The organism is Amycolatopsis sp. MEPSY49 (genome assembly GCF_051337345.1).
Taxonomy (GTDB): Bacteria; Actinomycetota; Actinomycetes; order Mycobacteriales; family Pseudonocardiaceae; genus Amycolatopsis.
In genome coordinates this window covers 114,330-139,393 of sequence record NZ_JBDLYJ010000010.1, presented here as the reverse complement: position 1 = coordinate 139,393, position 25,064 = coordinate 114,330, and the positions used below count along the sequence as shown (strand labels likewise).

At 71.2% G+C, this 25,064-nt stretch carries 24 protein-coding genes and 1 tRNA gene; 16 read left to right on the top strand and 9 right to left on the bottom strand.

All coding sequences use genetic code 11. The features are described 5' to 3' along the window. A partial coding sequence (locus tag ABFJ78_RS36015; RefSeq protein WP_436391734.1) for a PP2C family protein-serine/threonine phosphatase occupies positions 1-1,118 on the bottom strand: 1,118 nt, incomplete at its 3' end. 289 nt (positions 1,119-1,407) lie between these two features. Here ABFJ78_RS36015 and ABFJ78_RS36010 point away from each other — a divergent pair. The 5 genes from ABFJ78_RS36010 to ABFJ78_RS35990 all read left to right on the top strand — a co-directional run bounded on the left by ABFJ78_RS36010 (position 1,408) and on the right by ABFJ78_RS35990 (position 3,773). After that, positions 1,408-2,280 (top strand): STAS domain-containing protein, encoded by an 873-nt coding sequence (locus ABFJ78_RS36010; protein WP_436391733.1) that lies wholly within the window; start codon positions 1,408-1,410, stop codon positions 2,278-2,280. Next, positions 2,277-2,657, top strand: coding sequence for an STAS domain-containing protein (locus ABFJ78_RS36005; RefSeq protein ID WP_436391731.1), 381 nt, complete (start codon positions 2,277-2,279; stop codon positions 2,655-2,657). The genes ABFJ78_RS36010 and ABFJ78_RS36005 overlap by 4 nt, the downstream gene beginning before the upstream one ends. Continuing rightward, the gene (locus tag ABFJ78_RS36000) at positions 2,647-3,084 is read left to right on the top strand and encodes an ATP-binding protein (protein ID WP_436392016.1); all 438 of its coding nucleotides are present in this window, start codon (positions 2,647-2,649) and stop codon (positions 3,082-3,084) included. The genes ABFJ78_RS36005 and ABFJ78_RS36000 overlap by 11 nt, the downstream gene beginning before the upstream one ends. Before the next feature lie 141 nt (positions 3,085-3,225). Next, positions 3,226-3,600, top strand: a complete 375-nt coding sequence (locus tag ABFJ78_RS35995; RefSeq protein ID WP_436391729.1) for a hypothetical protein — start codon at positions 3,226-3,228, stop codon at positions 3,598-3,600. Next, positions 3,597-3,773 (top strand): hypothetical protein, encoded by a 177-nt coding sequence (locus tag ABFJ78_RS35990; protein WP_436391727.1) that lies wholly within the window; start codon positions 3,597-3,599, stop codon positions 3,771-3,773. Before ABFJ78_RS35995 ends, ABFJ78_RS35990 begins: the two co-directional genes overlap by 4 nt. A 140-nt stretch (positions 3,774-3,913) precedes the next feature. Here ABFJ78_RS35990 and ABFJ78_RS35985 read toward each other — a convergent pair. Beyond that, positions 3,914-3,986, bottom strand: a tRNA-Arg gene (locus ABFJ78_RS35985). A gap of 149 nt (positions 3,987-4,135) precedes the next feature. Here ABFJ78_RS35985 and ABFJ78_RS35980 point away from each other — a divergent pair. Both ABFJ78_RS35980 and ABFJ78_RS35975 read left to right on the top strand, forming a co-directional pair. Next, a complete protein-coding gene (locus ABFJ78_RS35980) occupies positions 4,136-5,236 on the top strand; it encodes an epoxide hydrolase family protein (RefSeq protein WP_436391725.1) in 1,101 nt (366 codons plus the stop codon). A gap of 165 nt (positions 5,237-5,401) precedes the next feature. After that, positions 5,402-6,322: a cation diffusion facilitator family transporter gene (locus tag ABFJ78_RS35975; protein WP_436391723.1), complete on the top strand. Its 921-nt coding sequence runs from the start codon at positions 5,402-5,404 to the stop codon at positions 6,320-6,322. Here the strand turns inward: ABFJ78_RS35975 and ABFJ78_RS35970 are convergent, their stop codons facing one another. Continuing rightward, on the bottom strand, positions 6,323-7,048 hold the full coding sequence (locus ABFJ78_RS35970; RefSeq protein WP_436391721.1) for a DUF305 domain-containing protein: 726 nt from the start codon (positions 7,046-7,048) through the stop codon (positions 6,323-6,325). Beyond that, complete coding sequence (locus tag ABFJ78_RS35965) at positions 7,048-7,860, bottom strand: DUF3105 domain-containing protein (protein WP_436391719.1); 813 nt, start codon at positions 7,858-7,860, stop codon at positions 7,048-7,050. Before ABFJ78_RS35965 ends, ABFJ78_RS35970 begins: the two co-directional genes overlap by 1 nt. A gap of 196 nt (positions 7,861-8,056) precedes the next feature. Here ABFJ78_RS35965 and argS point away from each other — a divergent pair, with 196 nt between their 5' ends. The 8 genes from argS (at position 8,057) to prfA (ending at position 18,379) form a co-directional block, all read left to right on the top strand. Next, complete coding sequence (gene argS / locus ABFJ78_RS35960; RefSeq protein ID WP_436391717.1) at positions 8,057-9,712, top strand: arginine--tRNA ligase; 1,656 nt, start codon at positions 8,057-8,059, stop codon at positions 9,710-9,712. A gap of 3 nt (positions 9,713-9,715) precedes the next feature. Beyond that, positions 9,716-11,146: a diaminopimelate decarboxylase gene (lysA, locus tag ABFJ78_RS35955; RefSeq protein WP_436391715.1), complete on the top strand. Its 1,431-nt coding sequence runs from the start codon at positions 9,716-9,718 to the stop codon at positions 11,144-11,146. A 5-nt stretch (positions 11,147-11,151) separates the two neighbouring features. After that, a complete protein-coding gene (locus tag ABFJ78_RS35950) occupies positions 11,152-12,465 on the top strand; it encodes a homoserine dehydrogenase (RefSeq protein ID WP_436391713.1) in 1,314 nt (437 codons plus the stop codon). Beyond that, positions 12,462-13,523, top strand: a complete 1,062-nt coding sequence (gene thrC, locus ABFJ78_RS35945; protein WP_436391711.1) for a threonine synthase — start codon at positions 12,462-12,464, stop codon at positions 13,521-13,523. Before ABFJ78_RS35950 ends, thrC begins: the two co-directional genes overlap by 4 nt. Positions 13,524-13,528: 5 nt before the next feature. Further along, positions 13,529-14,446, top strand: a complete 918-nt coding sequence (thrB, locus tag ABFJ78_RS35940; RefSeq protein WP_436391709.1) for a homoserine kinase — start codon at positions 13,529-13,531, stop codon at positions 14,444-14,446. Positions 14,447-14,847: 401 nt separating this feature from the next. Continuing rightward, complete coding sequence (gene rho / locus ABFJ78_RS35935) at positions 14,848-16,806, top strand: transcription termination factor Rho (protein WP_436391707.1); 1,959 nt, start codon at positions 14,848-14,850, stop codon at positions 16,804-16,806. 181 nt (positions 16,807-16,987) lie between these two features. After that, positions 16,988-17,215, top strand: coding sequence for a 50S ribosomal protein L31 (gene rpmE / locus ABFJ78_RS35930; RefSeq protein WP_003102730.1), 228 nt, complete (start codon positions 16,988-16,990; stop codon positions 17,213-17,215). A gap of 93 nt (positions 17,216-17,308) precedes the next feature. Next, positions 17,309-18,379 (top strand): peptide chain release factor 1, encoded by a 1,071-nt coding sequence (gene prfA, locus ABFJ78_RS35925; RefSeq protein ID WP_436391705.1) that lies wholly within the window; start codon positions 17,309-17,311, stop codon positions 18,377-18,379. Positions 18,380-18,408: 29 nt separating this feature from the next. Here the strand turns inward: prfA and ABFJ78_RS35920 are convergent, their stop codons facing one another. The 4 genes from ABFJ78_RS35920 to ABFJ78_RS35905 form a co-directional block, all read right to left on the bottom strand. Continuing rightward, the gene (locus ABFJ78_RS35920) at positions 18,409-18,849 is read right to left on the bottom strand and encodes a hypothetical protein (RefSeq protein ID WP_436391703.1); all 441 of its coding nucleotides are present in this window, start codon (positions 18,847-18,849) and stop codon (positions 18,409-18,411) included. A 75-nt stretch (positions 18,850-18,924) separates the two neighbouring features. Next, positions 18,925-20,388, bottom strand: coding sequence for a glycan biosynthesis hexose transferase WsfD (gene wsfD, locus ABFJ78_RS35915; protein ID WP_436391701.1), 1,464 nt, complete (start codon positions 20,386-20,388; stop codon positions 18,925-18,927). 18 nt (positions 20,389-20,406) lie between these two features. Then, positions 20,407-20,838, bottom strand: coding sequence for a GtrA family protein (locus ABFJ78_RS35910; protein ID WP_436391699.1), 432 nt, complete (start codon positions 20,836-20,838; stop codon positions 20,407-20,409). After that, on the bottom strand, positions 20,835-21,812 hold the full coding sequence (locus ABFJ78_RS35905; RefSeq protein ID WP_436391697.1) for a glycosyltransferase family 2 protein: 978 nt from the start codon (positions 21,810-21,812) through the stop codon (positions 20,835-20,837). The genes ABFJ78_RS35910 and ABFJ78_RS35905 overlap by 4 nt, the downstream gene beginning before the upstream one ends. 222 nt (positions 21,813-22,034) lie before the next feature. Between ABFJ78_RS35905 and prmC the strand changes: the two genes are divergently transcribed. After that, complete coding sequence (gene prmC, locus ABFJ78_RS35900) at positions 22,035-22,901, top strand: peptide chain release factor N(5)-glutamine methyltransferase (RefSeq protein ID WP_372664113.1); 867 nt, start codon at positions 22,035-22,037, stop codon at positions 22,899-22,901. Between the two features lie 100 nt (positions 22,902-23,001). On the opposite strand, the gene ABFJ78_RS35895 is transcribed toward prmC, so the two are convergent. Beyond that, positions 23,002-24,975, bottom strand: coding sequence for a M6 family metalloprotease domain-containing protein (locus ABFJ78_RS35895; RefSeq protein ID WP_436391695.1), 1,974 nt, complete (start codon positions 24,973-24,975; stop codon positions 23,002-23,004). Between the last annotated feature and the right edge of the window lie 89 nt (positions 24,976-25,064).

The window sequence follows — 25,064 nt, the reverse complement described above, 5'->3', positions numbered from 1 at the left end:
GCGGCGGCGGGGGCCCCCCCCCCGCGGCGGGTGGTGAGTTCCCGCAGCATCGCGCCGGGGACGTGCGCGGCCGGGAGGTCCGCGGTCACGGTGACGGCCTCGGCGAGTTCACGGTCGCCGTAGAGGTCGCCGTGCGGGCCGGCCGCGTTGTAGACGCCGTCGCTGACGAACACGAACCGGTCGCCGTCGGCGGCCTGGAACTGGTGGGCCGTGTAGACGGTGTCTTCGAAGGAGCCGAGCGGGAGCTGTTCGTCGAACAGGACGCGTTCGGCCTTGCCGTCGCGCAGCCGCCACAACCGCGGGGAACCGGCGTCGACGACGTCGACCTGGCCGGTGGCGAGGTCGAACTTAAGCAACAGGGCCGCCACGTGCTGGGCCCCGCGGTAGTGCGCGTAGAGGGCCTGGTCGGCGAGTTCGGCCTGGGCGTCGAGCTCGACTCCGGCGCGGCGGGCGTTGCGCAGGGCGTTGACCGCGAGGTTGGTCAGCAGGGCGGCTTCGCTGCCGTCGCCCATGCCGTTGATCAGGGTGACGGCGAGACTCCGGGCGGACGCCGACCAGTCGAAGCAGTCGCCGTAGATGGCGTACGCGGGCTCGAGCTGGCCGCCGAGCGCGAACTCGGGGCGGGTGCAGGCGCGGCCGGGCAGCAGCTGCCACTGCATCTCGGCGGCCAGGGTCAGCCGGGAGGAGCGGCGGGCTTGGATGTAGAGGTCGGTGTCGCGGTCGGCGACGAACAGTTCGTGCGCGAGCGCTTCGGCGAACCGCTCGAGCTCCGCCCAGACGGGTGGCTCCGGTTCCGCCGGCAGGGTGACGGCCAGGATGCCGAGGCGGTCGCCGCGGACGCTGACGGGCAGGTACCCCGTCACGCGCCCGCCGTCGTGCTCGAAGGTGGCCGCTTGGGCGACGAACGCCTCGCCGGGAACCGTGCCCTCGACCGGGATCGGGTCGTTCGTGAACGGCAGGGTGCTCACCTGGCACAGCTCGGTGAGGGCGTAGTCGGCCATCAGCAGCTCGACGGCTTCGGCCCCGAAGTGCTCGGCCAGTGCCGTGCGCAGCGCGGCGGGCAGGTCGTGGGGTGGAACATCACGCAGCCGGCGTTCCACCGCCAGGGATCTGTCCAACACGGGCCTCCTGCTCCGGGGGACCGCGCGCGAAGTGGCCCACGGTCAGTCTGTCGAGTGTGCGCCGCTCCGGCGTGCCGGTCTACGGCGGGTCGCGTGAGCTGTGCTGCCGGTTCAGCATAGGGATGCCACAGTGGAGCCCGGCCGCCAGTCGCGCGCGGTCGTCGCGGGGCGGGACACCGACGGGTCGGCGTGAAGTCCTGGTCTTGCACCGGTACCCTCCACTGTTGTTGCATGACAACAGTCCACCGGCGTACAACAGCGCGCGCCCCGACCGCAGGAGGACCCGGTGCCGGGGACCGACGATGCCGCCGTCCGCGATCTGCTGAGGCAGACCCTCGAACAAGACCACACCAGTTTGGTCAACGACTGGGTCCGGCAGCAGGTGGAGGGTCCGGGTACGCCCGAGGATGAGCGGGAACTTAGCCGCGAGGCCACCGATCTGCTGGAGGCGCTGCGCGCTGCCATGGGCACCACGGTGCCGGTCGGTCGGATCGTCGAACAGGACGGGGCCGTGCGCGACGCCCTGACGTCGCTGTCGGAACGCCGGGCCCGCGCGGGCGCCGAGCCGTCCGCGACCGCCATGGCGATCCTCGCGCTCAAGGGCACGCTGCTCACCGCGATCGAATGCCGCAGCGGCGAGCCGGCCTTGCGCTACCGCACGGCGTTGCTGGTCAACGAACTGCTCGACCGGGCCGGGGTGCTGTCCTTCGCCGTCTACGTCAACGGGCGCGAGCGGATCATCCGCCAGCAGCACAGCCAGATGCTCGAGCTGTCCACCCCGGTCGTGCAGCTGTGGCGGCACGTCCTCGCGGTGCCCCTGATCGGCACCCTGGACAGCGCTCGCACCCAGGTCGTGATGACCAGCCTGCTGGAGGCGATCCAGGCCCACCAGGCGCGGGTCGCGATCATCGACATCACCGGCGTCCCCACCGTCGACACCGCCGTGGCGCAGCACCTGCTGCAGACCGTCGGCGCGGTCCGGCTGATGGGGGCCGACTGCGTGGTCAGCGGCATCCGCCCGTCGATCGCGCAGACCATCACCCAGCTGGGCATCGACCTCTCGCACATCGTCACCCGCGGCTCGCTCGCCGACGCGCTGGCCACCGCGCTGCGGCTGCTCGGCGACGGCGGCGGCCGGCCCGCCGCGGTGACCGGGTGAACGCCGGGCTGCCGATCCTGCGGCTCGGCGACATCCTGCTCACCGGGCTGCTGAGCGACCTCGACGACAAGACGGCGCTGGCCATCATCGACGAGCTCACCGCCCGGATCGCCGACGAGGGCATCCGCGGGGTCATCATCGACATCTCCCGGCTGGAGATCATCGACTCCTTCGTCGCCCGCGTGCTCATGCAGCTGGCCGAATCGGGGCGCCTGCTGGGCGCGCGGATGATCGTGGCCGGCATGCGCCCGGCCGTCGCGCTGACCCTGACCGAGCTCGGGCTGCGGCTCACCGGCGTCCGGACCGCGCTCGACGCCGAGCGGGCGATGGAGCTGCTGGGCTGGCGCCGTCCCGCCGAGGCGCCTCATACTCCCTGACGAACTCACCGACCCGGAACACGACATCCCGGCCGGGCGGCACGTGATCCAGGCCGAGGAGGACCTGCTCACCGCCCGGCACGCGGTGCGGGCGGCCGCGGTCGCCGCGGGCTTCTCCATCGTCGACCAGACGAAGATCGTCACCGCGGCCAGCGAGCTGGTCCGCAACGCCTACATCCACGGCGGTGGCGGCACGGTGACGATCACCGCGCTTCGCGACGACCGCGGCCGCGTGGGGCTGCGGCTGCGGGTGCGCGACGAAGGTCCGGGGATCGCCGACGTCGAGCAGGCGATGACCGACGGGTTCAGCACCGGCGCCGGGCTCGGCCACGGCCTCGGCGGCACCCGCCGCCTGGTCGACGACTTCCACCTCGACACCGCGCCCGGCCGCGGCACGACCGTTACGATCACGCGCTGGAAGCCATGAGCGATCCGGTGGTCCCGCCGACGACGGTCCCGGCATGACCGACCTCGAACACCGGCTGCTCGACGGCAACACGACCACGGCCACCCTCGGCACCGGGCTCGGCGCGGCCGACCGGATGGCCACCGTCTTCCGGATCAGCTGATGCACCCCCAGCTCCTCCGGATCCGCCGAGACCTCCGCACCGCCTGCGGCGAGGCGGGGATACCGGCCGGGGACCGCGCCCGCCTGATCCTCGCCGCGACCCTGCTCGCCGAACCGGCCATCGAGGCCGATCGGAAAATCCTGATCGAGACCAGCACGGCGGACCGCCGGCCGGCGGTCACCTTCCGGCTCCCGGAGCCGGTCGGGCAGGCCCGGCGCCACACGCTCCCCCTGCTGCCTGACGCCGGGGACGACGCGACCGTCACGTGGCACTTCGCCACCGGACGGATCCCGCAGCCCGCGCCGGCCGGCGACGAGGCCGCCACCCGGGAGGAGATGCTCGCGCTGGTCGCGCGCGCCGACGCGCGGCGGTGAGCACGAAGCTGGTGGCGGGCGTCGACCCAGCGACCGTGGCCGAGTGGGCCGGCCACTCGGTCGGCGTGCTGTTCGAGGTCTATGCCGCGTTCCTCGACGGGGGAGAGGAGGCCAACCGAGCCCGGATCGAGAAGATCCTCGGCCACAAGCCGCGGACCGACTTGGACAGCTGACCGAGGGCTCCCAATGTGTTCCCGTGGGAACGCATTGGGAAGAGCCACCCGTGTTTGGCCGTAGTCAGTCGGAGGACGGGAAGAACCGCTTCATACGTGAAACCGCTGGTAAGGAGCGGTTTTTCCCGCTCCCGTGGGGGTGCCCTCGGCAGGATTCGAACCTGCGACACCTGCCTCCGGAGGGCAGTGCTCTATCCCCTGAGCTACGAGGGCCCATCGCTGGGCGACTCGGAAAGCTTAGCGCATCGCGACGACCCCTCGCGCGCAGGTGGTCCGACTCGCGAAACCCCTGGTCAACGGCCTGAAGTTGATCGGCTCACGGGACCGTCGCTAGCGTGGGAAGCCCACCTGAAGGAGCCGAGATGGTCAAGCCGTTCCAGGTGTCTCTCGACGAGGCCGATGTCGCCGATCTGCGGGAGCGGCTCCGGCGGACTCGGTGGCCCGAGGCCGAGACCGTCGGGGACTGGTCTCAGGGTGTTCCCCTTGACTACGTGCGTGAACTCTGCCGGGACTGGGCCGAAGAGTACGACTTCGGGTTCGCCGCGCGGCTCAACGCCTTTCCGCAGTTCCGGGCCGACGTCGACGGCGTCGGCCTGCACTTCGTGCACCTGCGGTCGCCCGAGGCCGATGCCTTGCCGCTCGTTCTCACCCATGGCTGGCCTGGTTCCGTCACCGAGTTCCTCGACGTCTTCGGTCCGCTGAGTGACCCCGCGAAGTACGGCGGCGACCCCCGTGACGCCTTCCACGTCGTCGCTCCGTCGCTGCCCGGGTTCGGGTGGAGTGACAAGCCCGCGCGGAAGATCGCGCGCGTCGCCGAGCTCTTCGACCTGCTCATGCGGGAACTCGGCTATGACCGCTACGGCGCCCAGGGCGGTGACTGGGGTGCCGCCGTCACCAACGCCCTCGCGCGGTCCGGGCGGGTGGCCGGCGTGCACGTCAACTTCGCTCCCGTGCGCATGACCCTGGACGATCCGACGCCCGAAGAGCGCCAAGCGCTCGCCGACCTCGAGGAGTTCCGGCGGAGCGGGAGCGGTTACTCCGCGCAGCAGGGCACGCGGCCGCAGACGCTCGGCTACGGCCTCACCGACTCGCCTGCCGGGCAGGCCGCCTGGATCGCCGAGAAGTTCTGGGCCTGGACCGACAACAAGGGGCACCCGGAGGACACCGTCGACCGGCAGAAGATCCTCGACGACATCTCCGTCTACTGGTTCACCGCGACGGCGGCGTCCTCGGCGCGGATGTACTGGGAGAACAACGACCGGGACCTGTCCACTGTGGACGTGCCGGCCGGGGTTTCGGTGTTCCCGCGGGAGATCGTGCGGCCGTCGCGGCGGCAGGCCGAGCAGCGCTACACCGACCTGCGGTGGTTCGAGGAGCTGCCCGTCGGCGGGCACTTCGCCGCGCTGGAGCAGCCGCAGCTGTTCGTCGAGCAGGTCCGCGGGTTCTTCCGGCTGGTCCGCTAGCGACGTCGAAGCGTGACGAAGTCCACCGGGTGAGAACCCCGCCTGGTGGATTGGTGGGCGCTGCCGCGGGTAGTAGCTTTCGGGAGGGTGAACTTAGGGTGCCCTCTATTGCACATATGCGCATCCGACTATATGTTGGCCTCGACGGTGAAGGACGGAGGCGGAATGGGACACGGCCACGGACACGGGCACACGAGCGCGCCGGCGAGCGCCTCGGGCCGGTACGTGCGGAGCCTGGCCATCGCCCTCTGCGTCGGCGCCGGCTTCATGGTGCTCGAGTTCGTCGTCGGCTTCACGACCGGCTCGCTGGCCCTGATCTCCGACGCGGCGCACATGTTCACCGACGTCCTCGGGGTCGGCATGGCGCTGACCGCGATCGTCCTCGCGCGGCGCACCGGGCCCACGGTCAGCCGCACCTTCGGGCTCTACCGCGCGGAGGTCCTGGCCGCGCTGGCCAACGCGGTCCTGCTGTTCGGCGTCGCGGGGTACGTCGTCGTCGAGGCCGTCGGCCGGATCGGCGACCCGCCCGCGGTGCCCGGCCTGCCCGTGCTGCTGGCCGCGACGGCCGGTCTCGCGGCCAACATCGTCTCCTTCGCCGTGCTGCGGTCGGGGGCGAAGGAGAGCCTCAACGTCCGCGGCGCGTACCTCGAGGTGCTGGCCGACCTGATCGGGTCGGTCGGCGTGCTGGTCAGCGGCGCGGTGACGCTGCTGACGGGCTGGCGCTACGCCGACCCGATCATCGGTGTCGCGATCGGGCTGTTCGTGCTGCCGCGCACGTGGACGCTGGCCCGCCGGGCGCTGCGCATCCTGTTCCAGCACGCGCCCCAGGGCGTCGACGTCGGGGCGATCAACGCCGAGCTGGCCGCGCTGCCGGGCGTCGCGGACGTGCACGACCTGCACGTCTGGACGCTGACCTCGGGCATGGAGGTGGCTTCGGCGCACCTGACGCTGGCGCCGCCCGCGAAGCAGTCCGACGTGCTGACGGAGGCGCAGAACCTGCTGTCTTCGCGCTACGCGATCGAGCACGCGACGCTGCAGGTGGAGGCGCCGCAGTGCGCCCGCCGCTGCCAGGAACTGTCCTGGTAGCTACGCCGGGAGCGGCTGGGCGCCCCGGCCCGAAAGCATCAGCTTGATCTGGTCCATCTCCGCGCCCTGCGAAGCCAGAATGCTGTTCACCAGCGCCTTCAACGCCGGCAGCGACGAGTGCGCCGCCGCGTACTGGGCCATCGACGTTCCGCCCTCGTGGTGGCGGAGCATCAGCTGCAGGAAGTAGACGTCGAACTCGCGGCCCGACAGCGAGCGCAGCTTCTTCAGGTCCGTGTCCGTCGCCATGCCCGGCATCAGCGCGCCGCCCGCGGGGTTGACCGACGACGTGCCCATCGACATCCCGTCGTGGCCCGCCATCGGCTCCGTCATCCACTTCATCGGCGCGCCGATCGCCTGCTCGGGCTGGTCCCACAGCATGAGCCAGCCCTTCATGCGGCCGACCTGCTCGAGCTGCGTGCGCTCGATGTCGAACGACAGCTGCTTGATCTCCGGGTCGGTCGTGCGGTCGCGGGCGATGCCCGCCATCGTCACCGCCTGGAGGTGGTGCGTCGACATGTCCTGGGCGAAGCCGACCTCGACCGAACCGGCGGCGGGAGTGGCCGCCGTCCCGGGATCGTCGACGGCGCGGGTGAAGAACATCCCCGCCGTCGCGCCGATCAGCAGGACCGCCAGCAGCGTCCCGCCGATGATCACCCAGCGCGACCACGTCGGCTGCTCGGTGACCTCTTCGGTCTCGAAGTCGGTGTCGAGGTCGGCTTCGGCCATCACTTGGTCGGGGTCGGCGAGGCCGGCGCGGACGTCGCCGGCGCGGACGTGGCGGGCATGCCGCCCTCACCCTGCGCGGCCGTGCTGCCCTTGTAGTCCATCGGCTTGGCGTCCGGGCCCGGCTTCGACGCGTCGAACGGCGGCGGGTTGTCCGGGTCGAACTGGCCCGGGACGGCGTCGCAGGACGCGCCGACCTCGGGGTAGACGCCGTTCGGGTTGCTCCGCAGCGCGGCGATGAACTCGTCGATGCGTGCGTCGTTGGCGTCGTCCAGCTTCAGCTGGTGGCCCCACGACTGCAGCGAGATCGGCTTGTCCAGGCCCGGGTACGGCGACATCATCGTGAACGGCTTGTCCTTGACGCGGACGCTCAGCAGGTTGAGCGCGTCGCCCGAGACCTGCTGCGGGTTGTAGGCGATCCAGACGGCGCCGTGCTCGAGCGCGTGCACCATGTTCTCGGTGCGGACGGCGGTCGGGTAGACGATGCCGGTGCAGGTGGCCCACGTCTGGTCGTGCGGGCCGCCGAACGGCGGGGTCTTGTCGTAGGCCACGCGCTCGGTCGGGAGGACGTGCACGCTGCCGGTGTAGGTCGCGGTGACGACGCCGGGGATGCGCTTCGACGGGTCCGGGTCCTGCGCGGTCGGCGCGAACGACGCGGCGGCGGCCTCGCGGCCGGCCTGCTCACGCTTCGGCGCGGACTTCACCATGTAGTAGGTGATCACGGCGCCGAGCAGGGCCACGATGGCCACGACGGCGATGATCGTGCCCCACGGCGTGCCCTTCTTGCTCACGACGGAACCGCGGGCCGCCTTCACGGCCGACCCCTTTTTCTTAGTTGTCCGGTTCGCCATGGCTCCCGCGTTCTCCCTCTGGTGGCTGCGGACGGATTCCCGCCCGGGCCAGTGTAGAGACCACTCGTCTGATCACCGTTAACACCTCACGCGGATGCCCGCCGTGACGTGGCCGAGACCGATGCGAGCGCCCCACCTGGGCACACCTAGAATTCGACGAGTGACTCCCGCCGCTCTCGCCGACCTGGTCCGCAGCTCCGCCGTGCAGGTACTGACCGCACGCGGCATCGACGACACCGTGCTGCCGGAGCAGGTGACCATCGAACGCCCGCGCAACCCCGACCACGGCGACTACGCGACGAACCTGGCGCTGCAGGTGGCCAAGAAGGCCGGGCTGAAGCCGCGCGAATTCGCCGAAGCGCTCGCCGAGGCCGTCTCGGCGGACGACGGCGTCGCTTCGGCCGAGGTGGCGGGCCCCGGCTTCCTCAACTTCCGGCTCGCCGCGGCCGCGCAGGGCGACATCGTGCGCCAGGTGCTCGACGCCGGCGCCGCGTACGGCCGCGGCGACGCGCTGGCCGGGACCCGGATCAACCTGGAGTTCGTCTCGGCGAACCCGACCGGCCCGATCCACCTGGGCGGCACCCGCTGGGCCGCGGTCGGCGACGCGCTGGGCCGCGTGCTGGCCGCGCAGGGCGGCGACGTCACGCGCGAGTACTACTTCAACGACGCCGGCGCCCAGATCGACCGGTTCGTCCGGTCGCTGGTCGCCGCCGCGAAGGGCGAGCCCGCGCCGGAGGACGGCTACGCGGGCGGCTACATCAACGACATCGCCGCCAACGTCCTCAAGCAGGAGCCGAGCGCGCTGTCGCTGCCGGAGGAGCAGCGCCACGAGACGTTCCGCCGGATCGGCATCGAGCTGATGTTCGGCGAGATCAAGTCCAGCCTGCACGAGTTCGGCACCGACTTCGACGTCTACTTCCACGAGAACTCGCTGCACGAGTCGGGCGCGGTCGACGCGGCCGTCCAAGAGCTGAAGGACTCCGGGAACCTCTACTTCGAAGACGGCGCCTGGTGGCTGAAGTCGAAGGAGTACGGCGACGACAAGGACCGCGTCGTCATCAAGCAGGACGGCAACCCGGCCTACATCGCCGGCGACCTGGCCTACTTCAAGGACAAGCGCAACCGCGGCTTCGATCTCTGCATCTACATGCTCGGCGCGGACCACCACGGCTACATCGCGCGCCTCAAGGCCGCGGCCGCCGCGTTCGGCGACGACCCGGCGACGGTCGAGGTGCTGATCGGCCAGATGGTCAACCTGGTCAGCGACGGCAAGCCGGTGCGCATGTCCAAGCGCGCGGGCACCGTGATCACCATGGAGGACCTCGTCGAGGCCGTCGGCGTCGACCCGGCCCGCTACGAGCTGATCCGCTACTCCGTCGACTCCACTTTGGACGTCGACCTGGACCTGCTGCGCAAGCACTCCAACGACAACCCCGTCTACTACGTCCAGTACGCCCACGCGCGGCTGGCTTCGCTGCAGCGCAACGCGGCCGATCTCGGCCTGAAGTCCACTTCGGACGTCGATTTCGGACTGCTGACGCTGCCCGCCGAGGGCGACCTGATCCGCACCATCGGCGAGTTCCCGGAAACCGTGCGCCGCGCCGCCGAAATGCGGGAGCCGCACCGGATCGCGCGCTACCTCGAAGAACTCGCGGGCGCCTACCACAAGTTCTACACCGTGGGCCGCGTGCTGCCCATGGGCGACGAAGAGGCGACCCCTCTGACGTACGCCCGGCTCGCGCTCTGCGAAGCCGCCCGCCAGGTGCTGGCGAACGGCCTCGCGCTCCTCGGTGTCTCCGCTCCGGAACGGATGTAAGAAATGGCGCACCCCGCGGGCCCCAGGCACGCCGACGTCTACCCCCACGCCGACACCTCCGGGCTCCAGCCCACGGGCGCCGACGAGCTCGACAAGATGCCCGCGAAGGTGTGGCCCCGCAACACCTTCCGCGCCGCCGACGGCGTCGTGCGGATCGCCGGGGTCGACGTCCGCGAGCTCGCCGAGAAGCACGGCACGCCCCTGTTCGTCGTCGACGAAGCCGACTTCAAGTCCCGCTGCGCGGACTACGCCGAGGCGTTCGACGACCCGTCGCTGGTGCACTACGCGTCCAAGGCCTTCCTCTCCATCGAGATCGCCCGCTGGGTGGCCGAGCAGGGGCTGAGCCTCGACGTCTGCAGCGGCGGCGAGCTCGCCGTCGCGCAGCGCGCGGACTTCCCGGCCGAGCGGATCACCTTCCACGGCAACAACAAATCGCCCGCGGAGCTCGAAGCCGCGGTCGTCGCCGGCGTGGGCACGATCGTGCTCGACTCGTACTTCGAGATCGCCCGGCTCGGTGACATCGCCGCGCGCCACGACGTCGTGCAGCCGGTGCTCATCCGGGTCACCGTCGGCGTCGAGGCGCACACCCACGAGTTCATCGCGACCGCCCACGAGGACCAGAAGTTCGGGTTCTCCCTCGCGAGCGGCGACGCCGCCGAGGCGGTGCGCCGCGTGCTCAACGCGCGCTCGCTCAAGCTGGTCGGCCTGCACAGCCACATCGGCTCGCAGATCTTCGACGCCGACGGCTTCGAGGTCGCCGCCCGCCGCGTCGTCGGGCTGCTCGCCGACCTGGCCAAGGAGCACGGCCCCGAGCTGCTCGACCAGCTGAGCCTGGTCGACCTGGGCGGCGGCTTCGGCATCGCGTACACCGAGAAGGACAACCCGCCGCCGCCGGCGCAGATGATCACGCAGATCCGCGAGATCGTCCGCAAGGAGTGCGCGTACGCGGGCCTGCCGGTGCCGCGCATCGCCGGCGAGCCGGGCCGCGCGATCGCCGGTCCCGGCACCGTCACGCTGTACGAAGTCGGCACGATCAAGGACGTCGCGCTCGGCGACGACGCGGTCCGCCGGTACGTCAGCGTCGACGGCGGGATGAGCGACAACATCCGGACCGCCCTGTACGACGCCGTGTACGACGTCCGGCTGGTTTCCCGCTCCGCGGAAGACGCCGGGCGGCCGGTGCAGGCCGTACTGTCCCGGGTGGTGGGAAAACACTGTGAGTCCGGCGACATCGTCGTACGAGACTGCTGGCTGCCCGACACGCTGGCTCCCGGCGACCTGCTGGCGGTCGCGGCGACCGGTGCCTACTGCTACTCGATGGCGAGCACGTACAACCGGCAGCCCCGCCCGGCCGTGGTCGCCGTGCGCAACGGCGGCTCCCGGCTGCTGCTGCGGCGCGAGACGACCGACGACATGCTGCGCCTGGAGGTCTGAACACAGTGGCTGCCCCAGAGGAACGCCGGGCCGTGCGCGTCGCCCTGCTCGGCTGCGGGACCGTCGGCGGTGAGGTCGCCCGGCTGCTCACCGAGCAGGCCGACGAGCTCGCCGCGCGGGCGGGCACGCCGGTCGAGCTGGCCGGCATCGCCGTCCGCCGCCCGGACAAGCACCCCGAGCTGCCGCCGGAGCTGCTGACCGCCGACGCGGAGAAGCTCGTGACCAGCGACGACGTCGACGTCGTGGTCGAGCTGGTCGGCGGCATCGAGCCGGTGCGCGGCTGGCTGCTCGCCGCGCTGAAGGCCGGGAAGTCCGTGGTCACGGCGAACAAGGCCCTGCTGGCCGAGCACTCCGCCGACCTGTTCGAGGCGGCCGACGCCGCGGGCGCCGACCTCTACTTCGAGGCCGCCGTCGCCGGCGCCATCCCGCTGCTGCGCCCGCTGCGCGAATCCCTCGCGGGCGACCGGATCACGCGCGTGATGGGCATCGTCAACGGCACCACGAACTACATCCTGTCCGCGATGGACTCGACCGGCGCCGGCTACGCCGAGACGCTCGACGAGGCCAGCCGGCTCGGGTACGCCGAGGCCGACCCGACCGCCGACGTCGACGGCTACGACGCCGCGTCGAAGGCCGCGATCCTCGCGTCGCTGGCCTTCCACACCCGCGTGACCGCTTCGGACGTCCACCGCGAGGGCATCGCCGACGTCACCGCCGCCGACCTCGGCGCGGCCCGGATGCTGGGCCGCACGGTCAAGCTCCTGGCGATCTGCGAACGCGTGACCGACGACGACGGCGTCGAGTCGGTTTCCGCCCGCGTGCACCCGGTGATGATCCCGCGCAGCCACCAGCTGGCCGGGGTCGGCGGCGCGTTCAACGCCGTCTACGTCGAGGCCGACGCCGCCGGCGAGCTGATGTTCTACGGCCAGGGCGCGGGTGGCGCGCCGACCGCGAGCGCGGTGCTCGGCGACCTCGTCGCGGTGGCCCGCAACCTCGTGGCCGGCGGCCGCGGCCCGCGCGAGTCCGCGCACGCGGCGCTGCCCGTGCGGCCGATGGGCCAGACGCCGACCCGTTACCACGTAAGCCTTTCCGTGGCCGATCGCGCCGGCGTGCTCGCCCAGGTGGCGCAGGCGTTCGCCGGGCACGGGGTGAGCATCGCGGCCGTGCGGCAGAGCGACGTCGGCGACCGCGCGAGCCTGGTCGTCGTGACCCACCAGGCCCCGGACGCCGCGCTGCAGTCCACTGTGGACGAAATCGCGAAGCTCGACGTCGTCCACGAAGTCGTCAGCGTGATGCGGGTGGAAGGCGAGGACCAGTGATCAAGCACCCTTGGCCCGGGCTCATCGAGGCGTACCGCGACCGCGTCCCCGTCCCCGACGGCGCGCAGGTCGTCACGCTCGGCGAGGGCAACACGCCGCTGCTGCCCGCGCGGTACCTGTCGGAGCTGACCGGCTGCGAGGTGCACCTCAAGGTCGAGGGCGCCAACCCGACCGGGTCGTTCAAGGACCGCGGGATGACCGTGGCCATCACGCACGCGCTCGCCAGCGGGCTCAAGGCGGTGATCTGCGCGTCGACCGGCAACACGTCCGCCTCGGCCGCCGCCTACGCCGCGCGCGCCGGCCTCACCTGCGCGGTGCTGGTGCCCCAGGGCAAGATCGCGATGGGCAAGCTCGCCCAGGCGGTGCTGCACGGCGCGCGGATCCTGCAGGTCGACGGCAACTTCGACGACTGCCTCGAGCTGGCCCGCAAGACCGCGGCCGACTACCCGGTCACGCTGGTCAACTCGGTCAACCCGGTGCGCATCGCGGGCCAGAAGACCGCCGCGTTCGAGATCTGCGACGTGCTCGGCACGGCGCCGGACATCCACTGCCTGCCGGTCGGCAACGCGGGCAACATCACCGCCTACTGGGCGGGCTATTCGGAGTACGCGGCCGACGGTGTGGTGAAGAACACGCCGCGGATGTTCGGCTTCCAGGCGGCCGGCGCGGCACCGCTGGTGCACGGCGAGCCGGTGGCCGACCCCGAGACGGTCGCGACCGCGATCCGGATCGGCAGCCCGGCCTCGTGGACGGCCGCGGTGAAGGCCAAGGACGCGTCGAACGGCCTCTTCGAAGCCGTGACGGACGAGAAGATCCTCGAGGCCTACCGGCTGCTGGCGGGGCGCGAGGGCGTGTTCGTGGAGCCCGCGTCGGCCACCAGCGTGGCCGGCCTGCTGGCCACCGCCGCCGACGGACGGCTGCCGAAGGGCTCCCGCGTGGTCTGCACGGTCACCGGGCACGGCCTGAAGGACCCGCAGACGGCCCTGGCGGGCAACGTCGAGGTCGAACCCCTCGCGGTGGACCCCTCGGCGGTCGCGGCGGCGCTGGACCTGCGGTGAGCGCGGTGTCCGACGCCGCCTCCGCGGGGAAGAGCACGTCGGCGGGGTTCAAGGTCACCGTCCCGGCGTCGACGGCGAACCTCGGGCCGGGCTTCGACGCGTTCGGCATGGCACTGGGCCTCTACGACGTCGTCGAGGTGCAGGTCACCGACGGCGGCCTCAAGGTCGAGGTGGTCGACGCCGGCGCGGGCGGGGTCGAGGACGTCCCGACCGACGAGACCCACCTGGTCGTGCGCGCGATCCGCGAGACCTGCGCGCACCTCGGCGTCGAGCCGCCGGGCCTGCACCTGCGCTGCCACAACGCGATCCCGCACGCGCGCGGCCTCGGCTCGTCGGCCGCCGCGGTGGTGTCCGGCGTCGCCGCCGGGTACGCGCTCGCGGGCCGCGAGCTCGACGCCTTCGGCGCGTTGCAGCTGGCCGCCGGCTTCGAGGGCCACGCCGACAATGCCGCGGCGAGTCTGTTCGGCGGGTTCGTCCTGGCCTGGTGCGAGGGTGGCGAATTCCACGCCGAGCGCCTCGCGCCGCACGAATCGATCCGGCCGGTCGTGGCCGTCCCGGCCGTCCGCTCGGCCACCGCGACCACGCGCGGCCTGCTGCCGGCGACCGTCCCGCACGCCGACGCCGCCCACAACGCGGGCCGCGCCGCGCTCGCCGTGCACGCGTTGACGGCGAAGCCGGAGCTGCTGCTCGCGGCCACCGAAGACCGCCTGCACCAGCACTACCGCGCCCCGGCGTACCCGGCGAGCGGCGAGCTGGTGGCGACGCTGCGTGCACGGGGAGTGGCCGCGGCGGTGTCCGGCGCGGGTCCCACGGTGCTCGCGCTGACCACCGCGGGAATACTCCCGCCGGGGGTCGGCGTTGAAGGCTTCGACGTCTTCGAGCTGCCCGTGGATCTCACGGGTGTGCAGGTTGCGGCTCAGTGAAGGCTGGGTCACGTGCCTGCCGCGGCACCCGCCACGCGGGGGGTGGTTGTTGCACCCGGAACCGCCGCGGTCTACCCTCGGGGGCGTTCGATCACCGTGCGTTTCCGCACCCGATGCCGGTCCTCCCGGATCGCATCCTTCGTTGATCCGCCGAATCCGCACCGCCTGGCGAGCGGGGTAACGCGGATGAACGCAGGCGGGTTTCCGGTTTCGGCGGTGCCGAATTCCGTGTCCTCCGAATGGAGGACGCAAAACCCTGTGGTGGAGGCGCTCCAGCTGTGTTCCGCACGGCCGAAGAGCTCATCTCCCGTATCGGGGGGCAGATACGCCGGTTCGCGATCAGAAGCGAGCGGCAGTCCGCTGATCCGCCTGGAGGCGTGGATCGGTCAGGAAGGACATGTGTGAGCAACACCGATCTTTTGAGCGACGTGGGTAGCAGCGCCGCGGAGTCGAACGGCACCGCCCCCGCTCCCAAGAAGACGGTCGGCGGGCTGACCGGTAAGACCGTCGCCGAACTGCGTTCGCTGGCTGGGGAGCTCGGCGTCGGCGAGACGACGGGCATGCGCAAGGGCGACCTGATCGCCGCGATCCGCGAGCGCCAGGGCAAGTCCCGCAAGCGCGCGACCGCCGAAACGCTGCCCCTCGAGGGCGTCGGCGAGCCGGTGAAGGCCGCGGCCCCGAAGGCCGAGCCCAAGGCCGAGGCGCCCGCCGCCCCGGTCGAGAGCAAGCCGGAGCCGAAGGCCGAGTCCGCCGCGTCCGCCCCGGCCGACGCCCCGCCGCAGGCCGAGCGCCCGCAGCAGGACGGCCAGGACGGCCAGCCCGAGGAGGGTGGCCGCAGCCGCCGTCGCCGCGGCTCGAACCGCGCCGCCGGCTCGCCCGACGGCGAGCGCCAGCAGGGTGGTGACCGCCAGCAGGGCGGCGACCGCCAGCAGGGTGACCGCCAGGGCGGTGGCGACCGCCAGCAGGGCCAGAGCGGCGGCAACCGCGACCAGCAGCGCCAGGGCGGCGGCCGGGACGGCAACCGCCAGGACGGCAACCGCCAGCGCAACCAGCAGCAGGACGGCGGCAACCGCGGCGGCCAGGACAACCGCAACCAGCAGCCGGACGACGACGAGGAAGGCGGCCGTCGCGGCCGTCGCTTCCGCGACCGTCGCCGCCGGGGCAGCGGTGGCGGCCAGCGTGACGGCGGTTCGCCGGACACCGAGATCCGCGAGGACGACGTCCTGCTGCCCGTCGCGGGCATCCTGGACGTGCTCGACAACTACGCGTTCGTGCGGACTTCCGGCTACCTCGCCGGCCCGAACGACGTGTACGTCTCGCTGTCGCTGGTCCGCAAGTACGGCCTGCGCCGCGGGGACGCCATCACCGGTGTCGTGCGCCAGCCGCGCGACGGCGAGCAGCAGCGGCAGAAGTTCAACCCGCTGGTGCGCGTCGACTCGATCAACGGCCTGGAGCCGGACGAGGCCAAGCGGCGTCCCGACTTCACCAAGCTGACCCCGCTGTACCCGAACGAGCGGCTGCGCCTCGAGACCGAGTCGCACAAGCTCACGACCCGCGTGATCGACCTGATCATGCCGGTCGGCAAGGGGCAGCGCGCCCTGATCGTGTCGCCGCCGAAGGCCGGTAAGACCACGATCATGCAGGACATCGCGAACGCGATCTCCACGAACAACCCCGAGTGCCACCTGATGGTCGTCCTGGTCGACGAGCGTCCGGAAGAGGTCACCGACATGCAGCGCTCGGTGAAGGGCGAGGTCATCGCCTCGACCTTCGACCGGCCGCCGTCGGACCACACCTCGGTCGCGGAGCTGTCGATCGAGCGGGCCAAGCGCCTGGTCGAGATGGGCCACGACGTCGTCGTGCTGCTCGACTCGATCACGCGGCTGGGCCGTGCGTACAACCTGGCGGCCCCGGCGTCCGGCCGGATCCTGTCCGGTGGTGTCGACTCGACCGCGCTGTACCCGCCGAAGCGGTTCCTGGGCGCGGCGCGCAACATCGAGAACGGCGGCTCGCTGACCATCTTCGCCACGGCGATGGTCGAGACCGGCTCGACGATGGACACGGTCATCTTCGAGGAGTTCAAGGGCACCGGTAACGCCGAGCTCAAGCTCGACCGGAAGATCGCCGAGCGCCGCGTGTTCCCGGCGGTCGACGTCAACCCGTCCGGTACCCGCAAGGACGAGCTGCTGCTCTCGCCGGACGAGCTCGCGGTCACGGTGAAGCTGAGCCGGGTGCTGCACGCGCTCGACTCGCAGCAGGCCATCGACCTGCTGATCTCGCGCCTGCGGAAGACGAAGACCAACGTCGAGTTCCTGATGCAGGTCTCGAAGACCGCCCTCGGCGGCGGCGAGGACGACTGAACGTACTCACCGGAGGCCTCCCCGCTTCGCCGCGGGGAGGCCTCCGGCACGTTCGGAATACCAGGTCAGCGGGGTGCGTTCCAGTGAGCGTCTGCCCGTCTGGCAGAATCACCCGCTGAAGTCCGGCGCCGGTTCACCCCGCGGAACGACTGGGGACCCGGAGCCAACGAGAGAGGACACCATGAAGAGCGGCATTCACCCCGAGTACGTGGTCACCAACGTGAACTGCGACTGCGGCAACAGCTTCACCACGCGCAGCACCAAGACCAGCGGCAACATCCACGTCGAGATCTGCTCGAACTGCCACCCGTTCTACACGGGCAAGCAGAAGATCATGGACACCGGTGGCCGGGTCGCGCGCTTCGAGGCTCGCTACGGCAAGCGCCAGAAGAAGGCCGACGCCAAGTAGCTTTTCCGACGACGCCCACTCGCCTGCGCGAGTGGGCGTCGTCGTCTTTTGTGAACACGGTGTCTTGCTTTCCCGGGCTGAGAGGTGGCAGAGGTGGATTCGAGCTCGCTCAAGGGGCTGCTCGCCGAGCACGCGGAGCTGGAGACCCAGCTGGCGGACCCGGCGGTGCACGCCGACCAGGCGCGCGCCCGCAAGCTCGGCCGCCGCTACGCCGAGCTGACGCCGGTCGTCCGCGCGGTCCACGAACTCGACACCGCCCGGGACGACCTCTCGGCCGCTCGTGAGATGGCCTCGGAGGACGCGGAGTTCGCCGCGGAGGCCGACGAGCTGGCCGCGAAGATCCCCGAGCTGGAGTCGAAGCTCACCGAGCTGCTGCTGCCGCGCGACCCGTACGACGGCTCCGACGTCGTGATGGAGATCAAGTCCGGCGAGGGCGGCGAGGAGTCGGCCCTGTTCGCCGGCGACCTGCTGCGGATGTACCTGCGCTACGCCGAGCGCCACGGCTGGAAGGCCGAAGTCCTCGACTCGGTCGACTCCGACCTGGGCGGCTTCAAGGACGTCACGCTCTCGATCAAGACGAAGTCGGCGGTCGTCGACGGCGTCTGGTCGCGGCTGAAGTTCGAGGGCGGCGTGCACCGCGTCCAGCGCGTGCCGGCCACGGAGTCCCAGGGCCGGATCCACACGTCGGCGTCCGGGGTGCTCATCTACCCGGAGCCGGAGGAGGTCGAGGTCGAGATCGACCCGAACGACCTGCGCATCGACGTCTTCCGGTCGTCGGGCCCGGGCGGCCAGAGCGTCAACACGACCGACTCGGCGGTCCGGATCACGCACCTGCCGACCGGCATCGTGGTGTCGTGCCAGAACGAGAAGTCCCAGATCCAGAACCGTGCGCGGGCCCTGCAGGTGCTCCAGGCCCGGCTCCAGGCGATCGCGGAGGAGGAGGCGGCGGCGAAGGCGTCGGACGCCCGCAAGTCCCAGGTCCGCACGGTCGACCGGTCGGAGCGGATCCGGACGTACAACTTCCCGGAGAACCGCATCTCGGACCACCGGGTGAACTACAAGGCGTACAACCTCGACCAGGTCCTGGACGGCGACCTGGACGGCGTGCTGGACGCCCTGGCGACGGCGGACCGCGAGGAACGCCTGGCCGCCTCGGCGGGCTGAGCCGCCGTCCGGCGGCCCAGCCCGGGGGATCAGCCGCAGGCGACCGGGCCTGCCGAGGCGCGGAACTGGTTGACCGAGCCGCTGCCCAGCGAGAGGTTGCCGGACACGTAGATGCACTTGCCGTTGGTCCCGGTGACCACCACGCCGCCCGCGTAGGTCGAGAACGTGCCCGAGTCGGTCACCGGCGTGGACTGGTCGGATCGGCGGATGCTGACCGACATCGAGTGCGACCCGGACATGTCGTCGTAGACCTTCGCGCAGTTGGTGCCGCCGTTCGCGCTGGAGTACCAGAGGTGCAGCGAGCCGGCCAGCTCCCCGAGGGAGTTCTTCAGGGACTTCGGGAACCCGGAGACCTCACTGCCCGGGCAGGTCGCCACCGTCGCCGCCTGGGCTTGGGTGACGGGCGCCACGACGACTCCCGCCACCACGACACCGGCGACGACGGCGAACTTCCGCACGAATGACCGCATCTTGCCTCCACAACCAGCGGTGCCCGGGCTGGTCCCGGACCACCGCCGTCCCCACGCCTGGGAGGCCGGTGCGGTTTAGCGGACGGCGGGCTTCTCCGGCTCGCGGAAGGCCTCGAAGACCTCGGTCGGCTGGTCCACGTCCGGGACCTCTTCGGGCTCTGGCTCGGGCTGCGCTGGCTTCGGGAACAGGCTGATGACCGCGAACACGAACGCCAGGAATGTCGGGAACAGCGTCAGCAGCTGGTGCTTCACGCCCTCGACGCCCTCGCCGAGCGCGGACAGCCCGAACTGCCCCACCGCGAACAGCAGCAGGAAGAACACCACGATCCCGTACTCGCGCCGGTGCCGGCGGAACGCGCGCACGCCCGCCCAGCCGATCAGCAGCCAGAACGGGACCAGCACGAACAGCCCCAGCGGCGCCGCGAGCTTCGACAGCCCGGAGAACACCGGCACCCGGTACTCCTGCGCCATCTTCGGCAGCCCGGACGACTCCGCGAAGCTGCCCAGCCGGGACGGGCGCGCCGTCAGCGTGTCGACCGCTCCCTGCTGGAGAATCTGCAGCGTGCGCTGAGGGTGGGCCGCGTAGTAGCTCACCACGTTGCGGCGGCTGATCTTGTCGCGGAAGCCGTTGTAGTCCGCGTCCGTCCACGGGTGCGCCGCCCACCAGCCCGTGCCGATGAACTTCTTCGCGCTCGGCGGCAGGCCCAGGGCCGCGAGGTCGGCGTCCGTGTCGTGCTTGCCGTCGACGATGCTGTCGAACACCACGTGGTACATGTTCGCTTCGCGGTACTCGGCGTTGGCCGGGTCGCCGTGGGACTGCACCGCCGCCGTTCCCGCGCCGACGACCACCAGCACGCCCAGCGGCAGCAGCCACCGCGCCCGGCCGCGCTTCCCGAGCGGCTTGACCAGCGCCAGCGCCAGCACGAACAGCGGGATCAGCAGCAGCGTCTGCGACTTCGCGTTGATGCCGATCAGCGCGCCGACCACGGTCAGCGCCGCGCCCCAGTACCGCGCCGCGCCCGTGCGGCTCATCAGCAGCAGGCCGCCGGTCATCAGCAGCATCCCGACGAACCCGGCGCCTTCGCTCAGCACCGACGCGAAATAGCCGAAGAACGCCGAGTCGGCCATCACGAGCAGCAGGAGCACCGCCGCGATGACGCGGTTGCGGCGGCTCAGGTCCAGGGCGAGCACCGTCGCCGCGACGCCTGCCGCGACCAGCACGCACGTGATCGCGCCGAGCACCAGCAGGTTGAGCTCCGCCGACGAGCCGAGCACCTTGCCGAGCTTGCTCGCGAACCAGTCGAGCCACGCCTGGCTGGAGATGTAGTCGCTCTTGCAGGCCGAGCCCGGCCCGTAGCTGAAGTGCACGTAGAACTCGGAGCTCAGCTCCGGGTGCCGGCCGCCGAGGTCGCACAGCAGGCGCCAGCCGTCGCCGTTGTCGGCCATCCCGACCGGCCGCGGTACCAGGAACCGGACCAGCAGGACGCCCAGGGAAAGGACGAAGACGCCCAAGCCGAAGCGCAGTTCACGGAATCGCACTCGGAAGAGCGTACGAGATCACGCAGAGTCGGCGGGCGCTGCACCGGGAACGGGCGAAACGGGCCGGTGCCGGAACACCACGTAGTGGTAGAGCAGGTAGTTCCAGAACAGCCCGACGACGATCGCCGCGCCCTTCGGAATCAGCAGGTTGACGCCCGGAAACAGCCGCCCGGCCAGCGTGATGACGCCGAACTGCACGACCCAGAGCCCGAACGCCGTCACGCCGAAGAACAGCAGCGCCTGTTTCCGGATGTCGCCGTCCTTCGCGCGGAACGTGAAGTTCCGGTTCAGCGTGAACGACAGCAGCATGCCGGCCGTCGTCGAAATGAAGTTGGCGACGAACGTCGGCACGCCGAGCGTCGCCAGCAGCGCGTAGCCGAGTGCGTCGACGAGGGTGTTGCCGATGCCGACGATCCCGAAGCGCACCTGCGTGGCCGTGACGAACCTCATCGGGCGGCGCTCCGGTCGCCGGCACCGGTGCGCACCGACGCCACGGTGTACAACGGCCGGTTCTGGACCTGCGAATACGTGCGGCCGATGTAGCTGCCGAGCACGCCGAGCATGATGATCTGGATCCCGCCGAGGAAGAACATCGCGATGGTGATGAACGCCCAGCCGGGCACCGCGGTCTCCGGCGCGAACAGCTTCACGCCGACGACGTAGAGCACGCCGAGGAAGCTCAGCAGCGAGATCAGGTACCCCATCCGCGTGATCATCCGCAGCGGCGTCGTCGAGAAGCCGAGGATGCCGTCGGCGGCGAAGCGGAGCATCTTCGTCAGTGGGTAGCCGGTGACGCCGGCGTTGCGGCGGTCGCGGTCGAACAGCACCGCCGTCTGCCGGAACCCGACGTAGCTGACCAGCCCGCGCAGGAACCGGTCGCGTTCGCGGTACTTGCGCAGCTCGTCGACGACCTTGCGGTCGACCAGCCGGAAGTCGCCGGTGTTCTTCGGGATCTCGACCGCGGCCATCTTCTGCAGGAACCAGTAGAACGCGCTCGCGGTGAACCGCTTGAACGGCGGATCGCGGCGCGACCGGCGCTGCGCGTAGACGACCTCGTAGCCCTCTTCCCACTTCTCGAGCAGCTCGAGGGCCACCCGCGGCGGGTCCTGCAGGTCGCTGTCCATGATGATCGCGGCGTCGGCGTCCACCAGGTCGAGCCCGGCGGTGACGGCCATCTGGTGGCCGAAGTTGCGGGACAGCTCGACGACCGTGACGCGGGGGTCGCGCGCCCCCAGCTCGGTGAGCCGGTCCAGGGACGCGTCGCGGCTGCCGTCGTCGACGTAGATGAAGCTGAAGTCGTACCGCCCGGCCAGCGGCGCGGTCACTTCGTCGACCGTGCGGTGCAGCAGGTCGATGTTCGCTTCCTCGTTGTAGATGGGGAAGATGAACGCGACCCGGCGGCGCGTGGTCGGCTCGGTCGGCACTGGCGCTCCCTGGTGGGTCGGCGACGCTCCGGCCAGGATATCCGCGCGGTGGCGGGCCGGAAGCGTCCCCGCGCGGATCCATTCTGGCGGTGACCCGTGTTTCACGGCTGTTTGTCATGCGGGTGAGGGGGTCTCGATACGCTGAGGGGTGTGGGACCGGCGCGTGTCCTGACGGGGGAGTTCCGCCTGGTGTGCCAGGCTTGACGAGGTGAAGGACGACGAGTGAATCGGCAGCCGCTGCGCCTGGCCATCATCGAGGCCACCCGGATTCTCGAACGGGCGGGCGTCGAGTCGCCGCGGTTCGACGCCGAGGTGATCGCGGCGCACGTGCTGGGTGTCGACCGCGGGCGGCTGCCGATGGTGCCGCTGGTCGACCCGCCGGTCATCGAGGCCATCGGCCAGCTCGTCCAGCAGCGCGCGAAGCGGATCCCGCTGCAGTACCTGACGGGCTGGGCCGCGCTGGGGGAGATCACGGTAGCGGTCGGCGCGGGGGTGTTCGTGCCGCGCCCGGAGACCGAGCTGCTGCTCGAGTGGGGCGTGAAGTTCCTGCAGGGGCGCGAGTTCCCGGTGGTGGTGGACCTGTGCACCGGCTCGGGCGCGCTGGCGCTGGCGGTGGCGCACGCACGGCCGGACGCGGTGGTGTACGCGGTGGACGTCGACCCGCAGGCGCTGGCGTGGGCGCGGCACAACGCGGACGTCCACGCGGACGCGGGCAACACCCCGATCCGGCTGTATTCGGGCGACATCGGCGACCCGACGATGTTCGCCGAGCTCGACGGCCTGGTCGACCTGGTGCTGTGCAACCCGCCGTACGTCCCGGAGGGCACGCCGGTGCCGCCGGAGGTCGCGGAGCACGACCCACCGCGCGCGGTGTTCGCGGAGGAGAGCGGGCTGGCGGTGATCCGCCACGCGATCGCGGCCGGGGCCCGGCTGCTGCGACCCGGAGGTGGGCTGGCGATCGAGCACGACGACACGCACGGCTCGGCGGTGCCGGCGCTGGTGCGGGCGCGGCGGGTGCTGACGGGGGTCGAGGACCACGCGGACCTGACGGGCCGGGCCCGGTTCGTCACGGCCCGCCGCCTGGGCTGAGCAGCCTCGCCCGCGCTGGATGCCGTGAATGACTCATTCATGTCGTCAGGCGACATGAATGAGTCATTCACCACGCCAAGCCCAGCAGTTGAACCGATCGTCAGAAGCCGAACGCCGTGCAGCTCGCCGTCGCTGTCTTGGCCGGGTCGCTCACCGAGGTCGCCGTCAGCTTCACCCTCGCCGCCAGGTCTCCGCCGGACGACCGCTTCGCGTACGCCGGCACCTTCACGTGCCCGCCGAACTTCGCCGTGGCCAGTTCGTTGGGCAAGCGGACCTCCCAGCCGCGAGCGTCCGTCGACACGCTCAACCGGTACGTGTCCGTGTCGTACGGTGCCTGCGCACCGCGCGCCGAGCCCGTGTTGAGCAGGCCGAAGTCGCACGTCGCGAGGCCGCCGCGGGCGAACGCCGGCAGTGCCGGGGTGACCGCCGCGCCACGGGCCTGGCTGCCCGAGCCGTCCAGGGACGCCACCGTCACCGTGTACGACAGCACGCCGTGGCGGTCGCGGGCCAGGTCCGTGATCAGGAACCGCAGGCGGTTCGCCTCGTCCGTGTACTCGTACGGGCTCGCCGCCTCCGTGCCCGCCTTGAACAGCGCGTCGTTGAGCTGGCGGTAGTCACCGATGGTGATCTTGACCGGCGTGCCGTCCGGCTTGGTGTAGTCGGTGATCCCGATGTCCTGCGGGTTCGCGTCGATCACCCAGTCGAAGGGCGCGTTGTCCTTGTTCTTCGTCTTGGTGATCATGACGCCGGAGTCCGGGGCGAACGAGTCCGCGCCCATCCGGTCGACGACCTCGACCGTGTAGTTGTCGTAGCCGCCGCCGTCGCAGAACGGGTCCTTCGCCCGGTCGCACTTCGGCGCCTTGTCGCCGCCCGTCAGCTTGATGTTCATCCCGGTGAACGCGCCGGGCTGCGCCTCCGTCTCGCGCGCGGTGATGCGCGCCGACACCGGACCGGTCTTCGCCAGCTCGTTCCGGTCCAGCTGCAGGACGTCCGCCGGGTCGACGATGCCGAGCTTCAGCTTGTTGCGCAGCTGGTGCTGAGCACCCATCGAGCTGCCCTGCGTCGCCGGGATCTGCCAGCGCGTGTGCGGGCCGCCCGGGCCGTTGAACGTCCCGCGCGACAGCATGTCCCACGGGCCGCTGTAGCTGCGGGACGGCGGCATGCCGAACGGGTTGTTGTAGTTGTCGCCGATGCCCAGGATGTGGCTGAACTCGTGGGCGTAGGTCGACTGGCCCGAGCTCTCGGCCTGCACCGAGCTGCCGTCCTGCGCGTTCGGCCAGATGCTGGCGGCCGACGCCCACGACGTCCACGGCACGTACCGCGTCGCCGCGTAGTTGGGCAGGTCGTGGTTCGGCGGGCCGAACGCGTCCGGCACGCTCTCCTTGGTGCCGAACTTCATCTCGCCGAACTCCTGCCAGGTCGAGCTCTCGTCCTGGCCGGCGGAGAGGTAGAAGACGAAGTCGAACTGGTTCGCGGTGTCGCCGACGTCGGCGCGCCACGCGTCGCCGGCGTCCTTGCGGATGTCGCGGGTGCAGTTCGCGCCCGGCGGGCAGGCGCTCGGCTGGAACTCCATGCCGTACTCGTAGGACTTCCCGGGCATCCGGTACGGCCCGAACGCGGTCAGCTGCACGCCGAAGCGGCCGCCGGAGTCCTCCATCCAGTACTCGTTGATCGTGTGCCCGTTGTTGAGCGCCTCGGGCTTGTTGAGGAAGTCCTGGTAGTACTGCGCGACGCCGGCCCGCGGGATGTTCGCGGCGGCGGGGCCGGGGTTGCCGAAGATCGTCGAGTTCGCCGGCTTCGTGACGACGAAGTCCTGGTCCGGGTAGTCGGCGAGGACGACCGCGCCCTTGAACGTGCGCTGGGTCGGCTTCAGGGACGGATCGGCCCAGTTCGTGCCGGGCACCTTGCGGTAGTCCGACCAGGTCATGTGGTCCTGGTTCTCCCAGTGCGCGGCGTCGATCGGGGCGGGCCAGTCACGGGTGAGCGGCTCGGCGGCGGCGGTGCCGGCGCCGAGCCCGGTGAGGACGGTGACCGCGGCGAGCAGGGCGAGCGCTTTCGGGGTTCTGGGGCGCATCTGCGGCTCCTTCACTGGGAACCCACGGGGGTGGTGGTTCCCGAAGATCGACCGTATTGAGCCCCGCTGTCGTGGTTCTGCCTCGCGGC

Bases quoted from the DNA above. Each gene is read 5' to 3' on its own strand.
- lysA (WP_436391715.1), top strand. From the start codon at position 9,716: ATGGCGCACCCCGCGGGCCCCAGGCACGCCGACGTCTACCCCCACGCC.
- ABFJ78_RS35975 (WP_436391723.1), top strand. From the start codon at position 5,402: ATGGGACACGGCCACGGACACGGGCACACGAGCGCGCCGGCGAGCGCC.
- ABFJ78_RS35895 (WP_436391695.1), bottom strand. From the start codon at position 24,975: ATGCGCCCCAGAACCCCGAAAGCGCTCGCCCTGCTCGCCGCGGTCACC.
- ABFJ78_RS35970 (WP_436391721.1), bottom strand. From the start codon at position 7,048: ATGGCCGAAGCCGACCTCGACACCGACTTCGAGACCGAAGAGGTCACC.
- ABFJ78_RS35910 (WP_436391699.1), bottom strand. From the start codon at position 20,838: ATGAGGTTCGTCACGGCCACGCAGGTGCGCTTCGGGATCGTCGGCATC.
- ABFJ78_RS35980 (WP_436391725.1), top strand. From the start codon at position 4,136: ATGGTCAAGCCGTTCCAGGTGTCTCTCGACGAGGCCGATGTCGCCGAT.
- ABFJ78_RS35995 (WP_436391729.1), top strand. From the start codon at position 3,226: ATGCACCCCCAGCTCCTCCGGATCCGCCGAGACCTCCGCACCGCCTGC.
- rpmE (WP_003102730.1), top strand. From the start codon at position 16,988: ATGAAGAGCGGCATTCACCCCGAGTACGTGGTCACCAACGTGAACTGC.
- ABFJ78_RS35920 (WP_436391703.1), bottom strand. From the start codon at position 18,849: ATGCGGTCATTCGTGCGGAAGTTCGCCGTCGTCGCCGGTGTCGTGGTG.